Consider the following 16,836-nt stretch of genomic DNA (forward strand, 5'->3'; position numbering starts at 1 on the left):
TATTTACTGATCTGTTTTGGTCTTATGCACAAAACGAATCGTACCACTTTTTTTCAGGTCGGAGGAAATGCGCACTTCATACCGCTTGTCTCCATCAGTAATTACCATTAGCGCCGTATTGGGTGGTATAGAGCCCAGGTTATCAGCATACATCGTCAGCTCATTGATGGCATAATCTGTTGTGGCATCCAGGGTTAAGGTGATCGCTTTTTCGCTCAGCATTTTATGAGATAAAATCAGTTTGCCATTATAGAAAAGAGACACACTATCTCCATCTACTGAACCGTTGTCATAAAGATCTACCTTAAAATTATTGCTTCCGATTTCTATTGTTTTTAAAACATCGGCGCTTCTTTTCTCAAAATTTGGATCGGCTATAGGTGGAATTGCAGGCGTTAGTTTTTTTACTTCCGGCGCTATTTTTTCCGGTGTCGTTTTCACTAACGGTGCTGGTTTTATCGCCACATCCTTGCTTGCCAAGGGCGGCCGGTTTGCTTTAGCTGGTTGCTGTACCGGTTTTGTTTTGGCTACCGGAGGTGTAGCAGGCTTTTTATTTTTATCTGATAAATCAGGAACTTTGGTGGTTGATTTGGGCCCGGAAAACGGGGTGGGTTTTACAGGCTTGTTAAATGATGCCAGGTTTTTACTGAGCGTTCTCCTTGTAAGGGTGGTTGTGCCCGTTCCGCATTCTCCCAATTGGCCCGGAGCTGTTCTCCAGGATCCTTTGAGTTCTTCTTCGCCATCTTGTTTATCGTAAGTTAAAATGTGCGTCTGCAAACAATCGCTCCAGCCAAGCGGAGTAGAACCTTTGACTTTTGCAGTTTCAGTAACCCGTAAACTTTTGGTGCTTTTATAATAATTGCCCGCCAGTGAACAAATCACGTAATATTTTCTATCCTGGAAATAAGTATACGAAAAACCGGTAACCTCGGTGCCTTTAATCTCCAGCTCAAGCACATATTCTGTATTGTCGCCGCCGGTTAAAACAATGTCTCCCTTGCTGTTAAAAAAGCCACGCCACTGACCGTTTAATTTTTGAGCAAATCCTGTTTCACATATTAAAAACAGCAATGCAGCAACGCCTAAAATTTTTTTCATCCGTAAAATTATTTTTTCAACCTTAATACAATTTGTAAAAATTAGAGGGGTGGTTCACAACGGGTACGACATATTTAAACAATACAAAGATATTTTAGATAACTTCTTCTATACCTAATAGTTTCGTTAAATTTGCAAACTTAAAAATAAGGAAGCTATTACAATATGATAAAGATTACATTACCAGACGGAGCTGTAAAGGAATATGAAGCGGCGGTTTCTGCGATGGAAGTTGCAAAGTCAATCAGTGAAGGGCTGGCCCGTAAGGTACTGGCAGCAAGTGTTAACGGGCAGGTGTGGGATGCTGAAAGACCCATTACGGAAGATGCAACGCTGCAATTATTAACCTGGAATGACTTAAATGGTAAATCAACATTCTGGCATTCTTCCGCTCACCTGATGGCAGAGGCGATTGAATCCTTATTTCCCGGAGTAAAGTTTTGGGTAGGGCCGCCGCTTGAAACTGGTTTTTATTATGACATAGATCCGGGCGACAATTCGATTGGCGAAGAAGATCTTCGCAGGTTGGAGGTAAAGATGGCGGAACTTGCAAAACAGGCCAACCCATTTTTGCGCAAAGAAATTTCCAAAGCCGACGCCGTACAACTATTTACTGAAAAAGGTGATGAATATAAACTGGATCTGTTGAGCAATTTACAGGACGGTGGAATTACATTATATACCCAGGGCAAATTCACCGATTTATGCCGCGGACCGCATATTCCCAACACCGGTTTTATAAAAGGAATAAAGCTTACCAGTATTGCAGGTGCTTACTGGAAAGGTGATGAAAAAAATAAAATGCTTACCCGCATTTACGGCGTCACATTTCCTTCTGCAAAAGAACTGGATGAATACTTGGTTTTGCTGGAAGAAGCGAAAAAGCGTGATCACCGCAAGCTGGGTAAGGAACTTGAGCTGTTTGCTTTTTCAGAGAAGGTGGGCATGGGATTGCCTTTGTGGTTACCGAAGGGCGCCATGTTAAGAGAACGACTGCAGCAGTTTTTACAAAAAGCGCAGATGGATACTGGCTACCTGCCGGTAATTACACCGCATATCGGCCATAAAAATTTATATGTTACGTCCGGTCACTATGAAAAATATGGCAAGGACAGTTTTCAGCCAATTAAAACACCGCAGGAAGGTGAGGAGTTTTTCTTAAAGCCAATGAACTGCCCGCACCACTGCGAAATTTATAAAACATCCCCCCGCAGTTATAAGGATTTGCCTTTGCGCCTGGCCGAATTTGGAACGGTTTACCGTTACGAGCAGCATGGCGAATTACACGGCCTCACCAGGGTGCGTGGGTTTACCCAGGATGATGCGCATTTGTTTTGTATGCCCAACCAGGTAAAAGATGAATTTAAAAAAGTGATTGACCTGGTTTTATATGTTTTTAACTCGCTGAGTTTTACAAACTATACTGCACAAATTTCGTTAAGGCATAAAACAGACCGGGCGAAGTACATAGGTTCTGATGAAAACTGGGTGCTGGCAGAACAGGCCATCATCGAAGCATCTGCCGAAAAAGGATTGAATACTGTCATTGAATACGACGAAGCGGCATTCTATGGCCCTAAGTTAGATTTCATGGTAAGAGATGCGATCGGACGTAAATGGCAGCTGGGAACCATCCAGGTAGATTATAATTTGCCGGAGCGTTTTGACCTTACCTATGTCGGTGAAGATAACGCCAAACACAGGCCAGTTATGATTCATAGGGCACCATTTGGAAGTATGGAACGTTTTATTGCAGTGTTGATTGAGCATTGTGCCGGTAAGTTTCCATTGTGGTTAGCACCTACCCAGGTAAAACTGTTGCCTATCAGCGATAAATTTTTGCCTTATACAGAAAATGTGGCACAGCAATTGAAAAATGCTGATATTCGTGCAGAGATAGATGACAGAAACGAGAAAATTGGCAAGAAAATAAGGGATACCGAACTGGCCAAAATTCCTTTGATGTTAGTAATAGGGGAGAAGGAGATGAATGAGAATAAAGTAGCTACCCGCAGACAAGGCAAAGGAGACACAGGGGTGCTGACAATAGATGAATTCATTGCAGCGGTTAACGAAGAAGTAAAAAGTAAAAGAGCGTTTGAATAGAAAATATTATTAACTTTAAATCAAAACAAGGGCTGTTTGCCCCATATTTTAAATATAAAATCAATTAATGGCATTTCCACCAAGAGCCCCCCGCGGCGCATTTAACCCCCGTTTTAAAAAAGAACAACAACAGGAACATCGTACAAACCACATGATCAGGGTACCGGAGGTACGGCTGGTAGGCGAAAACATTGAGCCAGGCATTTATTCTTTTGCCGATGCGCAAAAAATGGCGCAGGATCAGCAGCTGGATTTGGTAGAAATTTCTCCGGGTGCAACGCCGCCGGTTTGTAAAATCATCGATTACAATAAATTTTTGTACGATGAAAAGAAGAAGAAGAAGGAAATGAAAGCGAAATCAAAAACCAGTGAGGTTAAAGAAGTTCGTTTTACGCCCAATACAGATGATCACGATTTTGAATTCAAATGTAAACATGCAGAAAAGTTTTTGCAGGATGGCAATAAAGTAAAGGCGCACGTTCAGTTTAAAGGCCGTGCCATTATGTTTAAGGAAAGAGGAGAATTGTTGTTATTGAAGTTCGCCGACCGCCTGAAGGATGTAGGAGCGCTGGAAGGCATGCCTAAAATGGAAGGCAAGAGAATGCTGGTAATGTTTGCTCCAAAAAGTCAGAAAAAGCCTAAAAATTAAAATAGCATATTTATTAAAAAGGGAAGCATTGCTTCTCTTTTTGTTTTCAATAATGCCGTGTTAAGCAGAAGAAGTAAATTTATTTTATAAATAGCCTGCTTTTTCCTACCTTCGCCGCCCGAAAAAGAGCTCTTTCTTTTTTGATCATTTCCCACATGGCTCAAAAAGTGTCCGTCTGTTCGGAACGCCAGCAGGGAGTAACTATAATAAGTTATTAAATGCCAAAAGTTAAAACCAACTCGAGCGCAAAGAAGCGTTTCAAAGTTACAGGAACCGGCCTGGTTACTTTTCAAAAGCCCTTTAAACGTCACATCTTAACTAAGAAATCGAAAAAACGCAAACGTAATTTAAGAAAAGATGGCGTAGTGCATTCTACCAACCACGATTTCGTATTGCGTTTATTACGTCTGAAAGGTTAAATCAGTTTCAACAACCAATTTACATTTCAACACACTAACATTTCAAAATTATTAAGATATGCCACGTTCAAAAAATGCAGTTGCATCCAGGGCCAGGAGAAAAAGAGTACTTAAAGCCGCCAAAGGTTATTACGGAAAACGTAAAAACGTTTATACCGTCGCCAAAAACGTAATGGAAAAAGGCTTAACATACAGTTATGTTGGCCGTAAATTAAAGAAGCGTGAATACCGCACTTTGTGGATTGCACGTATCAATGCCGCCGTAAGGGCCGAAGGGTTAACATACAGCGAATTCATTCACCAGTTAGCCGTTAAAAATATCGACATCAACCGCAAGGTGCTGGCCGATTTGGCAATGAATGAACCAGAAAGTTTTAAGAGCCTTGTTGCGCAGGTAAAAGGATAACAAATACTTTTATTTAAAACGAATAGTTGAACCTTTCAACAAAGAAAAACCGGGTATGACAAAATCATAGCCGGTTTTTTATGCATTACATTTCTCATTCAAGTACATTTGCATTTCATAAATAAAACCCATTGCAGTCAATGAATAACATGAACAATACTTATGCTGATCTGGTCGATCAGACTTTTAACTTTCCTCAACATGATTTTAAAGTTGAAAACGAGTATTTGCAATACAATGGGCTGGATGTAAAATCGCTGATTGATAAATATGGAACGCCGCTCAAGTTAACCTACCTGCCAAAAATAGGTATGCAGATTAATAAGGCAAAAGATATGTTTGCCAAGGCCTTTAAGAAACACCAGTACGAAGGAAAGTACAATTATTGTTACTGCACAAAAAGCTCACACTTTTCTTTCATTGTGGAAGAAGCGCTTAAGCATGATATTCATTTAGAAACTTCCTACGCCTACGATATAGAAATTGTAAATAAATTATACGAACGCAAGAAGATTAATAAGGACACCTTTATCATCTGTAATGGTTACAAGCAAAAGTCCTATACAAGCCGTATTGCCCGCTTATTGAATACAGGCTTTAAAAATGTAATTCCTATTCTGGATAATAAGGAAGAATTGAAGGCGTATAAATCGGTAAAAGTTCCTTTTAAAGTGGGTATAAGGGTGGCTGCAGAGGAAGAGCCGAATTTCCCTTTTTACACTTCCAGGCTGGGCATGCGGGCGAAAGATATCTTGGAATTTTATGTAGATGAAATTGAAGGGTTTGAGCATAAGTTTCAGTTGAAGATGCTGCATATTTTTTTAAACAAGGGGATAAAAGACGATATCTATTACTGGAGTGAATTAAACAAGGTAATTAACCTTTATTGCCAGTTAAAAAAGATTTGTCCTGAACTGGATTCAATCAATATCGGTGGAGGCTTTCCTATAAAACACTCGCTTGGTTTTGAATATGACTACCAGTTCATGATCAATGAAATTGTGCGTAATATTAAGGTTGCATGCAAAAGAAACAAAGTGCAGATGCCTAATATTTTTACCGAATTCGGCAGCTATACCGTTGGCGAAAGCATGGCACACATTTATAGCGTAATTGGAGAAAAGATGCAGAATGACCGGGAGATATGGTACATGATCGACTCTTCTTTTATTACAACATTACCAGATACCTGGGGGATTGGGGAGAAATTTCTGATGCTTCCAATCAACAAATGGAAGGATGAATACCAACGGGTAACCTTGGGGGGCATTACTTGCGACAGTCATGACTATTATGATTCTGAGGAACATATCAATGAAGTATTTTTGCCGAAGCTGACTGCAGGTGGAGAGCCGCTGTATGTGGGCTTCTTCCATACCGGAGCATACCAGGACCAGATAAGTGGATACGGCGGTATAAAGCACTGTCTGATACCGTCTCCAAAACATATTATTGTAGAACGGGATAAAAATGGCAAACTGGTTGACTGGGTGTATGCAAAGGAACAAACCGCACAAAGTATGCTGAAGATTTTAGGATATATGTAAATTTATCCGGATTAAAGAATTATAATAAAAAAAGTGGCAACTGCCACTTTTTTTATTATAACGATGTCACCTTAATTGGCTTTATGTTTTACTTTATATTTCTTATTTACTTTGGGATTGTTGAAGTAATCATCCAATTCTTTTTGGCTTAAATTTTCCTCCGCAATTGGAATATCAATTAACTGTACCTGACTCTGTTTTAATTCTTCTTTTAATTTATTAGACTTCGTTAAAATATTAGGATCTTTTTCTCCCGCCAATGTGTTGTCTGCTAGTAAATACTCAAGCCTTTTTATACTGTTCCTAATTAAGGTAGCCGTATTTTGGTCAGATGAACTATTTGGTGCAGAAGCCTCTTTTACCGGCACCAGCGCCACGCCTACACTTGGTAAAATTTTGCCTGCAGTTTGCTCACTTCTGCCCGGTAAAGAAGAAAATACTGTTCCTCCAAGCGCTGTTGAGGCAGATGCAAGATCAAAACTTGTTCTGGTGCCTTTCGTCTTTTTTATCTTTTTGTCAACCAGTCTAAAGCTACTTTTAAGCTGCAATACATAATGGTCGATTTCTGTCCGCAGTTTTTCAAATTCAATAACCTGCTGCGGGTAATTGATACTTTCTTTTACAATAATATTAATGATGGCGGTATCACGGTTATTAAACTTATTGGTACCAATAAAATAGATCTCCAGTTTCTTTATTTTATCTTTATCTGTGTCCTTAATAAAATCAAAGGGTGCCCGCCAGGTAAAATCATCATTACATTTAGTAACGGGAGTCAGCGATTTTATCGGATAATTACTGAAATAAGTAATTTCCTCAATCGGAAAATTACCGTTGTCACATTGCAATTTAAAACTCACAGTATCGCCTTCATCAATAAATAAAGTATTTGTTACCGTAGGCTTTACCTTGGAAGGTATAATCTCTGTATTGTAAAACAAAAGCACAAAACTCGTGTCTACGCGTTCCTCCGGATTGTCGAGGTTTTGGACGCTTAACGATACTTTATATTCGTAGTCATACTTTAATCTCCCCGAAAGGAAAAATGATTTTTCAGCTTTAAATGTAAGTTCACCATTGTCTTTATTGATTTTTAAGCCTACGGGAGAGTTCTTTAAAAACCAGTAATATTTAGCAATGTCTTTATTAATTATCAGCGGATATCTTAGCGTAGAGTCAACATGCAGGCTAAAATAGGGATTAAGATTTTTTATCCGCAAAGCCGTATCAGCCGGGTTAGATATTACCGGAATGGAATCTAATTTAACCTGTGAAAAAAGTGTTGCCGGAAGGGTGAAGAAAATCAGGAGATATAAACAATTTTTTTTGATCATGTTTTTCTTTTAAGAGGTATACCGGCAAAGGTAAAACATAAAAATAAGGCTAACAGGTAATTAAACAAAATAAGGCTATCCTGCATTAACAGAATAGCCTTTTCTTAACCAAAACAAACTCTATTTTTACTCTAACCTTACTGAATCGCGATTTCTTTGCTTGCCGGAGCTGTTTCTTCTTTTTTGGGAAGTGTCAACTTCAAAATACCATTTTCATATTTGGCCGCTATATTTGCCGCATCAATTTTTTCATCCAGCGTAAAACTTCTTTTAAATCCTTTGTTACTAAATTCCTTGCGGATGCTTTTTACGTCGTCATTTGTTGCTTCTTCCTTTTTTGATGCACTGATTACCAATAAAGTACCATCTAATTTAATTGTGAAATCAGTTTTTTCGAGACCGGGTGCTGCAACTTCCAGCTGATATACCTTTGCGTTTTCTGTGATATTTACCGGAGGAAAACCTAAAACATCTTCCCGGAAAGTTTTTCCAAAAGAAGCCGGGATCTCGTTAAAAATATCTTTCATCAAACCATCAAAATTTCTTACAGGCGGGTTGTTTACTTTTACGAATGTCATGTCTATAATTTTTTTAGTTTTAAAATTTGTTTGTTTTGATTGTTCAAAAGTTGTTCCAGCCCCCTTTTTTAGAAAATATGACCTTTTGTTATAGACATTTAAGCCATACTGGCACTTTACTTTGAATATGTATGACGGGATGTCGTTTTCTTTCGTCGGGTGTACCGGTGAAAACGTATTGATAAACTTGAATATTAATTCAAACTAAGTTGTAAATTTGCTTTCTAAAAACAAAAAACTATGTATCCGGAAGAAATAGTAATACCAATGAAGGAAGAGCTGACTGAAAATGGCTTTGTAGAAATGTTAACTGCCGCAGAGGTAGATAACAGGTTAGCCAATGAAGGAACTACGCTTGTGGTGATAAATTCAGTTTGTGGCTGTAGTGCCGGAACAGCAAGACCTGGTGTTTTGATGGCCGTGCATAACAGTGCAAAAAAGCCTGATAACCTGGCAACCAGTTTTGCAGGCTTTGACGTGGACGCAGTTAAAAAAATCAGGGAGCACTTGTTGCCCTATCCTCCGTCATCCCCTTCAATTGCCTTATTTAAAAACGGCCAGTTGGTTCATTTTATTGAAAGGCACAATATAGAAGGAAGAAGTGCCCAAATGATTGCCGAAAATTTAATTGGTGCATTTGAGCAGTACTGTAACTAAAAGAACATTTTAATTGTCAATCCCGAAGCCTTCAGTTTCGGGATTTTTATTTAAGCATACTATCAATTTACTGCAAAGAATAATTGAATATCTTGCAACACTTAATTTTAAAGTATGTATCCCAATCTATATTATTTTTTTAAAGACCTGTTTGGAGTTCAGTGGAAAGCGCTTAATCTGTTTAATACATTTGGCTTAATGGTGGCAATGGGGTTCGTGTCTGCCGCTGTGGTTTTGTCAAGCGAACTAAAACGGAAGGAAAAGCAAGGTCTGTTGTTACCAAGGGAGGAAGCCATAACAGTTGGGATGCCGGCTTCCTTCCTTGATCTTTTTGTAAATTTTGTTACCGGTTTTTTATTTGGCTATAAATTGTTTGGTTTAGTGCTTAACAAACCTGATGAGGTTAGCGCACAAACATATATTTTCTCACGTGAGGGTAATTTATTTGCTGGCATAATACTGGGATTGATATTAATAGGTGTAAAGTGGTGGGAAAAAAATAAACATAAACTTAAAGAACCAGAGCAAAGAAATGTGAGAATCTGGCCGCATGACAGGGTAGGCGATATAATCATACTAGGGTTAATATTCGGCATTTTGGGCGCCAAGTTATTTGATGCTATGGAAAACCTGGATGAACTGATTGCCGACCCAATTGGAACCATTTTTTCTGGGGGCGGCCTTGCATTTTATGGCGGATTGATTTTGGCCACGATTGCGATTTGCTGGTTTGCTTACAGGAAAGGCATTAAACTCGTTCATTTGACGGATGCTGCGGCGCCTGCCTTGATGATTGCGTATGCCGTTGGCCGTATCGGATGCCAGGTATCTGGAGATGGAGACTGGGGAATTTATAACAGCGCCTACATAAGCGACGATTACGGTAAGGTAAAGGAATGCACGCAGCCGGAATTTGATCAGGAGTTACGAAAATTTGCCAATTATCATCTGAAGGCGAGGGTGCTGGATAGCGGAAACTTGTTCACTTACATACCAACTGCCAGAACTTTCACCAGCCTGGAAGCAGTACCACGACTGGCAGTAAAAGGACCTTCTTTTTTACCAAAATGGATGATTGCCTATTCTTACCCAATGAATGTAAATAAAGACGGCAAAAAGATTCCTGGTTGTAATGAAGAGCACTGTCGTGCTTTACCTCAACCTGTTTTTCCGACTGCGTTTTACGAGACCGTTATGTGCACCTTATTATTTTTGATGATGTGGGCATATCGAAAAAGACTAAAGATTCCAGGTGTAATGTTCGGTTTATATCTTGTTCTGAATGGGTTCGAAAGATTCTTTATTGAAAAAATACGTGTAAATCACCTTTATACCGTACTTGGTTTTCACCTTAGCCAGGCTGAAATAATCGCTTTGTTCCTCATCTTGTCCGGCGTTATATTAATTGTTATAGCTAAAATGAGGTTTTCAAGATCCGCGTAAACAACCTTTTTGCTGGTAACTTCTTTTTACCAATCATGGTAGCTAATAACCGTTTGTGTATAATACTGTTCCTTGCAATGCAAAGTACCTACTTTTGTTATGTACAATTCAAAACAAGGTACAAATGAATATGAAACATTTATTAAGCCTGCTGACTGCTATGAGTATAAGTATTGTCAGCCTTGCGCAGCTAAACGGAAAAATTTCGGGTACAATTAAAGATGATGGCAATCAGCAAATAGTTGACGCAGCCACTATATCACTATTACATAGTAATGATAGCAGTCTTGTAAAGGCAGCGGTTGCTGATAAAAGCGGCAATTTTTCTTTTGAAAATATTAACGAAGGTAATTATATGGTAGCTGCAAGCTCAGCAGGACATACTACAACTTACAGTAAACAGCTTACCCTTTCAGTTGAAAAGCCCACCATTATTGTAGAGGTTTTGCAATTGCAGCCCGCCCGAAAAGAATTGAAGGATGTAACAATCGTTTCCAAAAAGGCTTTTATCGAAAGAAAAATTGATAAAACTGTTGTGAATGTAGATGCTTCTGTAACGAATGCTGGTACCACCGCAATGGAAGTGCTGGAGAAAAGCCCGGGCGTTACAGTGGACAAAGACGGCAATATAAGTCTGAAAGGAAAACAGGGCGTAATGGTAATGTTGGACGGAAAGCCTTCTTACCTAAACGGTGCAGAACTGGCCAACCTGTTGAGGAGTATGTCATCCACCAATGTAGACCAGATCGAAATAATGACCAATCCTTCTGCAAAATATGATGCTGCTGGCAACTCTGGGATTATCAATATCAAAACAAAAAAGAACAAGCAAAAAGGGTTCAACGGCAGTGCTACCGTTGGTTATGGCCAGGGCGTTTATGGTAAAACAAATAACAGCCTTAACTTAAATTACCGCAACGGCAAATTCAATGTGTTTAGCACACTAAGTGTTAATCACCGCAAAAATTTTCAGCAATTGGATATCAACCGTATTTATAAAAATTCAGATCAGTCGGTAAATGCCATTTTTGATCAGAATGCAAGGATGTTACACAACAATGGGAGCAACAGCGCAAAACTCGGCGTTGACTATTACGCAAGTAAAAAGACTACAGTTGGAGTGGTGGTTTCTGGTTTTGTAAATCCTGAAAAGCAATCCAATCTTAATACAAGTTATTTAAAAAGCAAATTAGGTATTGTTGACTCTGTAGCAGTTTCCGAAGGTTCAGAAGATGGCCGGTGGAAAAATGGAGCAGTGAATGTTAACCTTCGACATCAGTTTGATTCTACAGGAAGAGAGTTTACAATGGACGCAGACTACATGGATTACAATGCCACTAAAACGCAACCTTTTAGTAACATCACTTATTTGCCTGATGGAACTGTTTCCAACAGTAACAAACTGGTAGGAGAGCTGCCATCGGTGATAAAAATTTACTCTCTGAAAGCAGATTATACGCACCCGTTAAGGAAAGGCGTAAAAATTGAAACCGGTGTAAAAACAAGTTTTGTAAATACAGATAATACAGCGGGCTATTTTAATATCATCAACGATGTAAAGCATCCGGATTATGAAAAAACAAACCGCTTTAGATATAAAGAGAACATCAATGCCGCATATTTAAATGCAAGTAGAGAAATAAAAAAATGGGGCTTCCAGGCAGGGCTTAGATTGGAAAATACTAATTATTCAGGCGACCAGTTTGGTAATCCGCAAAGACCAGACAGCTCTTTTACAAAAAGCTATGCCGGATTGTTTCCGACTATGTTTGTAAGCTACAATGCCAATGAAAAAAATCAGTTTACATTTTCATACGGCAGAAGAATCAATCGTCCGGCATATGAAGATCTGAATCCTTTTATGTTCTACCTGGATAAATATACCTACGGTGAAGGCAATCCTTTTTTACGTCCCTCTTATGCCAATGTACTGGAGATGTCGCACACTTTTAATCAATGGCTGACTACAACAATCAACTATGCTCACACAAAAGATTTGTTTAGCGAAACCTTTGAACCAAGAGGCTATGCAACGGTAATTAAGCAAGGTAATTTTGCCAGTTCTGACAATGGAAGTATATCTGTCAATGCTCAAAAAGCAATTACCAAAATCTGGACTCTGATTGTTTATTCAGAAGCCAATTACAGCCAGTACAAAGGATTGACATTTGGCAACAGCGAAAAAAGAACAGGGGCTACTTACCTGATTAATATTAACAACCAATTTAAATTTAACAAGGGCTGGAGTGCAGAATTATCGGGCTTTTATCGTACTAAAGGAATTGAGGGCCAGATATCAATCAATCCTTTAAGCCAGGTAAATGCAGGCATACAAAAAGAGATTTTAAAAAAGAAGGCAACGATTAAGTTAAATGTAAGGGATGCATTTTTCTCCATGATACAAAATGGTAAAATTGACATTCTTAATACCGATGCCCGTTTTCATCAGTATGGAGATTCAAGAGTTGTATCAGTCAACTTTACCTACCGGTTTGGTAAACCAATCAAGGGAGTTCAAAAAAGAAATACGGGCGGTGCCGGAGATGAACAGAACAGGATAAAAGGAGTAAATTAATTTGAGGTTGAATATTCAAAAACGCAGTTCTTTAAGGGCTGCGTTTTTTGTTTTATAGATAGACTATCACTAGTGTCCTGTTAAATTAATCAATAGTTCTTTGAAATTCTTTATAGACGTGCATTTAAGGCGAAAAATAAATGGTGACGATTTGAATAGTATCCGAAAAATTTCCGTTAAAATTTGCCATGAATAATGGTAAATACGTGTTTGCACAGATTATTACTTTTTTGCCTGCCCGGGTTTTTGATAAATGTGTTTCAAGATACGAGGGTAACAAATGGGTAAAACATTTTAGTTGCTGGAATCAGCTGATGTGTATGATTTTTGGCCAGTTGAGTGGGCGTGAAAGTTTACGGGATCTGCTCATTACTATCAGTGCCCATTCCAATAAATATTATCATTTAGGTTTAGGAAAAAATGTGTCCCGTTCAAATTTAGCAATGGCAAATGAGCAGCGTAATTGTAGTATTTACGAATCTTTTGCTTACGAAATGATTGCAATTGCACAAGGCCATTTAACTGATGAAACTGACTTTCCTCTTTTGCTTCCTGGGAATGTGTATGCCTTTGATTATACAACCGTTGATCTTTGCTTGAACGTGTTTTGGTGGGCAACTTTTCGAAAAGCAAAAGGTGCGATAAAAATACATACGCTGTACGATGTAAAAACCTCAATTCCAGCCTTTATACACATAACCGAAGGTAATGTGCATGATGTGAAAGCAATGGATGTATTAATCTACGAGGCAGATGGGTTCTACGTTGTAGATAAAGCATACGTAGATTTTAAGCGTTTGTTTTCAATCAATTCAGCAAGAGCTTATTTTGTTGTAAGAGCCAAAGAAAATCTCAATTTCAGGCGAATCCGTTCAGTTAAACCAGACAAAGCAAACAGTATTTTATGTGACCAGACAATAAAGCTTAAGAGCATTAAATCTTCAACCAACTACCCTGAAGTCTTAAGAAGAATTAAATACTTTGACAAAGAGCAGCAAAGAATATTTGTATTCCTCACTAATAACTTTCAACAGCCTGCAACAGACATTGCATTGCTGTATAAATATCGATGGAAAGTGGAATTATTCTTCAAATGGATAAAGCAGCACCTTAAAATAAAATCATTTTGGGGTACATCAATGAATGCGGTAAAAACACAAGTTTATATAGCAATAATAACGTACACGCTGGTGGCAATCATTAAATGTAAATTGAAAACAAATCGGTCAACCTATGAAATACTGCAAATAATCAGTGCCTCATTATTTGATAAAACACACTTAAATGTGTTATTAAAAAGTGATGTCCATAAGAATGTCAAAGAACAAAAATGTCAACAATTAACAATGGAATTATTTTAACAGGACACTAGTGATAGACTATACCAAATTGTATATGATGAGTAATCCAAAAAACTGGTTACGCGAAAGCCAGTTAAATTAATAGTCAACTGATGCTTCCTGCATTTGAAGGTTTTTCTTATAGATGGGTAATGTAATGGTAAAGCAGGATCCCTCGCCGGTTTTGCTGCTGACCGTAAATTTTCCATTATTGGATTTAATAAAATCCCTGCAGATCATCAGTCCCAGCCCTGTACCCATTTCCTGGCCCGTACCCAATGTTGTATAGTATTTTTCACTGAATATTTTGGTCAGTGCTTCTTCACTGATACCAACACCATCATCCTTCACCATTAAGTTAACCGTTTCATTATTTTTTTCCGAAAAAATTTCAACACAGCCACCAGCCCTGGTAAATTTCAACGCATTGCCAATAAGGTTGCGCAAAATTGTTTTCATCATGTCGGCGTCTGCATACGCACAGGTATTTGGTTCAATGTTATTGATGAGCGTAATGCCTTTTTCAGCCGCTTTTTTTGAAAAAAGTTTATACGTGTTGGAGGTAATATTGCTCAGTTCAAGACTTTGCAGTGTCACCTTGCTTTCGTTTAACTGGTTGCGTGCCCAGCTGAGCAGATTATCCATCAGTTCTACACATTTGTCCACTTCTGCATTTACACCAGGTAAACTCATCAACATATCTTCTTTTGAAAAGGCGCCTTTGGCAAAGGCATCCATTATATTTTTCAATGCATAAATAGACGTTCTGAGATCGTGCGAGATGATAGAAAATAGTTTGATCTTAATATTATTAAGTTCGGTTAACTCCACATTTTTCTTCTGTAGCAATGCTGATTGTTGTTCTATTTGCTTCGTTTTAAACAAAATATTTTTATTGGACAGACGGATTAATTCCTTCTTTGCTTTAATTGATCTTTCATACTTCCATACCTGAAATTTAATCAGGTACATGGTAATAAATATCATTAAAAAGGAACACAGATAATTAAAACTGGTATAATAAATAGCCATTGAACTGGACGCTGTGCCGGCAGGGTTATTTTTAAAATAAAAATGTAAACCAACATAGAGAAGCAAAGAGTAACTGAAAGCAAAAATGATATTTCTTATTTTATGAAGAAAAAAGAAGGCTAGCATCATGTACAGTATGAGGTAAATTTCTGTGCCGGAATCAGGTGTCGTCAAACTTGAAAATGCCAGCAAAGCCGGAATAGTTGCAAAAGACACTACTGTTGCCGTACTGTACAAATGACGATGTATTACTGCAAATAGCACCAAAAACGCAGATAAGAGTCCAAAATTTGAAGCTACTGTCCAGTAATTGTACCAGGCAGGTGCCAGCAATAACGTGTATAAAGTTCTGATTGTGGCCAGGCAAAAACCTGTAAAGTTGAGGATGTTGAAAATAACCAGTCGTTTCTTCTCATAGTCGGACAGGTAATCAGTATACCCTATATTTTTAATTTTATGGACAAAGTTTTGCAAAAAAATCATACCGGTAAACGCATTGGTTATTGGAACAAACAGCAGCTTACACAGAGTACAATGGTGTAATAAATATACCCTTTTTATAATTACCCATGAAAAAATTTAAGAAATACGTCAAGCAAATTGATACTTTGAAAAAAGTCCGCTAGTGCAAATGCATTTTGCACTGGTGTAAAAAGTGGAGAGGCAAAAGATAAATACTTAGTTTTGCTAATCATTTTCTGAATATTTTTAAAAATTGTCACTTATGCCATCATTTGATTTTGCCAGTAAAGTTGATTTGCAAACTTTAGATAATGCCATCAACACTGTAAGCAAAGAAATTACCAACCGCTTTGATTTTAAAGGAAGTCATGTAGTAGTTGAACTTAATAAAAAAGAGTTTAAGGTAAACCTCGAAGCAGACAGTGAGATGAAATTGAGCCAGATTATAGATGTGCTGATTAGCCGAAGTATGAAGCAGGGGCTTGCACCGGAGGTGTACGATCTTTCTAAAGAGCCGCATCAAAGCGGGAAAATTGTGAAGCAGGAAATACCTGTAAGAAATGGTATCAAGCAGGAAGATGCAAAAAAAATTGTGAAGTTGATTAAAGACAGCGGACTTAAAGTTCAGGCCGCCATTATGGACGATATCATCCGTATTACAGGAAAAAAAATAGACGATCTACAGGAAGTCATACAGGCGTCAAGGGGATGGAATATTGGCATAGCGTTACAGCAAACCAACATGAAGAGCTAGTGTTCCTTTGACAGGAAGCGGTAATTGAAGCCTTTTAGTCCATTGTTTCATTTTAGTGGCCCATTATTAAATTATTTGCCTTACTTTTGCACTCTTTAAAAATCGCATGGCAAAATCCATGCACAAACCTTTACAATTATGAAAAAAGATTTGCATCCCAAAAATTATCGTTTTGTTGTTTTCAAAGACATGAGTAATGGAACCACATTTTTGAGTCGTTCTACGGCCAATTCAAATGAAACAATTTTGCACGAAGATGGCAAGGAATATCCAGTAATTAAATTGGAAATTTCAAACACCTCTCATCCGTTTTATACTGGTAAAAATGTATTGGTGGATACTGCAGGACGTATTGACAAATTTAAGAAGCGTTACGAAAAGAAAGCAAACTAGTATATTTTACTATTATTTGTTTACTTGTAAATACTTTATGTCC

The 16,836-nt window shown here is 38.1% G+C and carries 15 protein-coding genes; 11 read left to right on the forward strand and 4 right to left on the reverse strand.

The features are described 5' to 3' along the window. Nucleotides 1–3: 3 nt before the first annotated feature. A complete protein-coding gene (locus tag QWZ08_RS17755) occupies nt 4–1,098 on the reverse strand; it encodes a hypothetical protein (protein WP_290338856.1) in 1,095 nt (364 codons plus the stop codon). Between the two features lie 165 nt (nt 1,099–1,263). Between QWZ08_RS17755 and thrS the strand changes: the two genes are divergently transcribed. From thrS to QWZ08_RS17780, 5 genes are all read left to right on the forward strand, one after another. Beyond that, complete coding sequence (gene thrS, locus QWZ08_RS17760; protein WP_290338857.1) at nt 1,264–3,204, forward strand: threonine--tRNA ligase; 1,941 nt, start codon at nt 1,264–1,266, stop codon at nt 3,202–3,204. A gap of 67 nt (nt 3,205–3,271) precedes the next feature. Continuing rightward, nucleotides 3,272–3,853, forward strand: coding sequence for a translation initiation factor IF-3 (gene infC, locus QWZ08_RS17765; RefSeq protein ID WP_290338858.1), 582 nt, complete (start codon nt 3,272–3,274; stop codon nt 3,851–3,853). A gap of 218 nt (nt 3,854–4,071) precedes the next feature. Then, nucleotides 4,072–4,272: a 50S ribosomal protein L35 gene (gene rpmI / locus QWZ08_RS17770; protein ID WP_290338859.1), complete on the forward strand. Its 201-nt coding sequence runs from the start codon at nt 4,072–4,074 to the stop codon at nt 4,270–4,272. Between the two features lie 58 nt (nt 4,273–4,330). Beyond that, entirely contained in the window at nt 4,331–4,678 is a 348-nt protein-coding gene (gene rplT / locus QWZ08_RS17775) for a 50S ribosomal protein L20 (protein ID WP_290338860.1), read from the forward strand. A gap of 149 nt (nt 4,679–4,827) precedes the next feature. After that, the gene (locus QWZ08_RS17780) at nt 4,828–6,225 is read left to right on the forward strand and encodes a type III PLP-dependent enzyme domain-containing protein (RefSeq protein WP_290338861.1); all 1,398 of its coding nucleotides are present in this window, start codon (nt 4,828–4,830) and stop codon (nt 6,223–6,225) included. A 71-nt stretch (nt 6,226–6,296) separates the two neighbouring features. On the opposite strand, the gene QWZ08_RS17785 is transcribed toward QWZ08_RS17780, so the two are convergent. Next, a complete protein-coding gene (locus QWZ08_RS17785) occupies nt 6,297–7,559 on the reverse strand; it encodes a hypothetical protein (protein WP_290338862.1) in 1,263 nt (420 codons plus the stop codon). A gap of 137 nt (nt 7,560–7,696) precedes the next feature. Then, complete coding sequence (locus tag QWZ08_RS17790; RefSeq protein WP_290338863.1) at nt 7,697–8,137, reverse strand: Hsp20/alpha crystallin family protein; 441 nt, start codon at nt 8,135–8,137, stop codon at nt 7,697–7,699. Nucleotides 8,138–8,377: 240 nt separating this feature from the next. On the opposite strand from QWZ08_RS17790, the gene QWZ08_RS17795 reads away from it, so the two are divergent. The 4 genes from QWZ08_RS17795 to QWZ08_RS17810 all read left to right on the forward strand — a co-directional run bounded on the left by QWZ08_RS17795 (nt 8,378) and on the right by QWZ08_RS17810 (nt 14,173). Next, complete coding sequence (locus tag QWZ08_RS17795; RefSeq protein WP_290338864.1) at nt 8,378–8,794, forward strand: BrxA/BrxB family bacilliredoxin; 417 nt, start codon at nt 8,378–8,380, stop codon at nt 8,792–8,794. Nucleotides 8,795–8,908: 114 nt separating this feature from the next. Then, complete coding sequence (locus QWZ08_RS17800; RefSeq protein ID WP_290338865.1) at nt 8,909–10,237, forward strand: prolipoprotein diacylglyceryl transferase; 1,329 nt, start codon at nt 8,909–8,911, stop codon at nt 10,235–10,237. Nucleotides 10,238–10,367: 130 nt separating this feature from the next. Further along, nucleotides 10,368–12,812, forward strand: coding sequence for a TonB-dependent receptor (locus QWZ08_RS17805; RefSeq protein ID WP_290338866.1), 2,445 nt, complete (start codon nt 10,368–10,370; stop codon nt 12,810–12,812). A gap of 188 nt (nt 12,813–13,000) precedes the next feature. Continuing rightward, nucleotides 13,001–14,173 carry an IS4 family transposase gene (locus QWZ08_RS17810; protein ID WP_290338867.1) on the forward strand — a complete coding sequence of 391 codons (1,173 nt, stop codon included), beginning with the start codon at nt 13,001–13,003 and terminating at the stop codon, nt 14,171–14,173. Nucleotides 14,174–14,251: 78 nt separating this feature from the next. On the opposite strand, the gene QWZ08_RS17815 is transcribed toward QWZ08_RS17810, so the two are convergent. Beyond that, nucleotides 14,252–15,667 carry a sensor histidine kinase gene (locus QWZ08_RS17815; protein WP_290338868.1) on the reverse strand — a complete coding sequence of 472 codons (1,416 nt, stop codon included), beginning with the start codon at nt 15,665–15,667 and terminating at the stop codon, nt 14,252–14,254. A 241-nt stretch (nt 15,668–15,908) separates the two neighbouring features. Between QWZ08_RS17815 and QWZ08_RS17820 the strand changes: the two genes are divergently transcribed. Continuing rightward, entirely contained in the window at nt 15,909–16,400 is a 492-nt protein-coding gene (locus tag QWZ08_RS17820; protein ID WP_290338869.1) for a YajQ family cyclic di-GMP-binding protein, read from the forward strand. Between the two features lie 138 nt (nt 16,401–16,538). Then, nucleotides 16,539–16,793, forward strand: coding sequence for a type B 50S ribosomal protein L31 (locus QWZ08_RS17825; RefSeq protein ID WP_290338870.1), 255 nt, complete (start codon nt 16,539–16,541; stop codon nt 16,791–16,793). The last annotated feature ends 43 nt before the right edge of the window (nt 16,794–16,836 follow it).

The sequence above is a fragment of the Ferruginibacter paludis genome, from assembly GCF_030409685.1.
In the GTDB taxonomy this organism is placed as follows: Bacteria; Bacteroidota; Bacteroidia; order Chitinophagales; family Chitinophagaceae; genus Ferruginibacter; species Ferruginibacter paludis.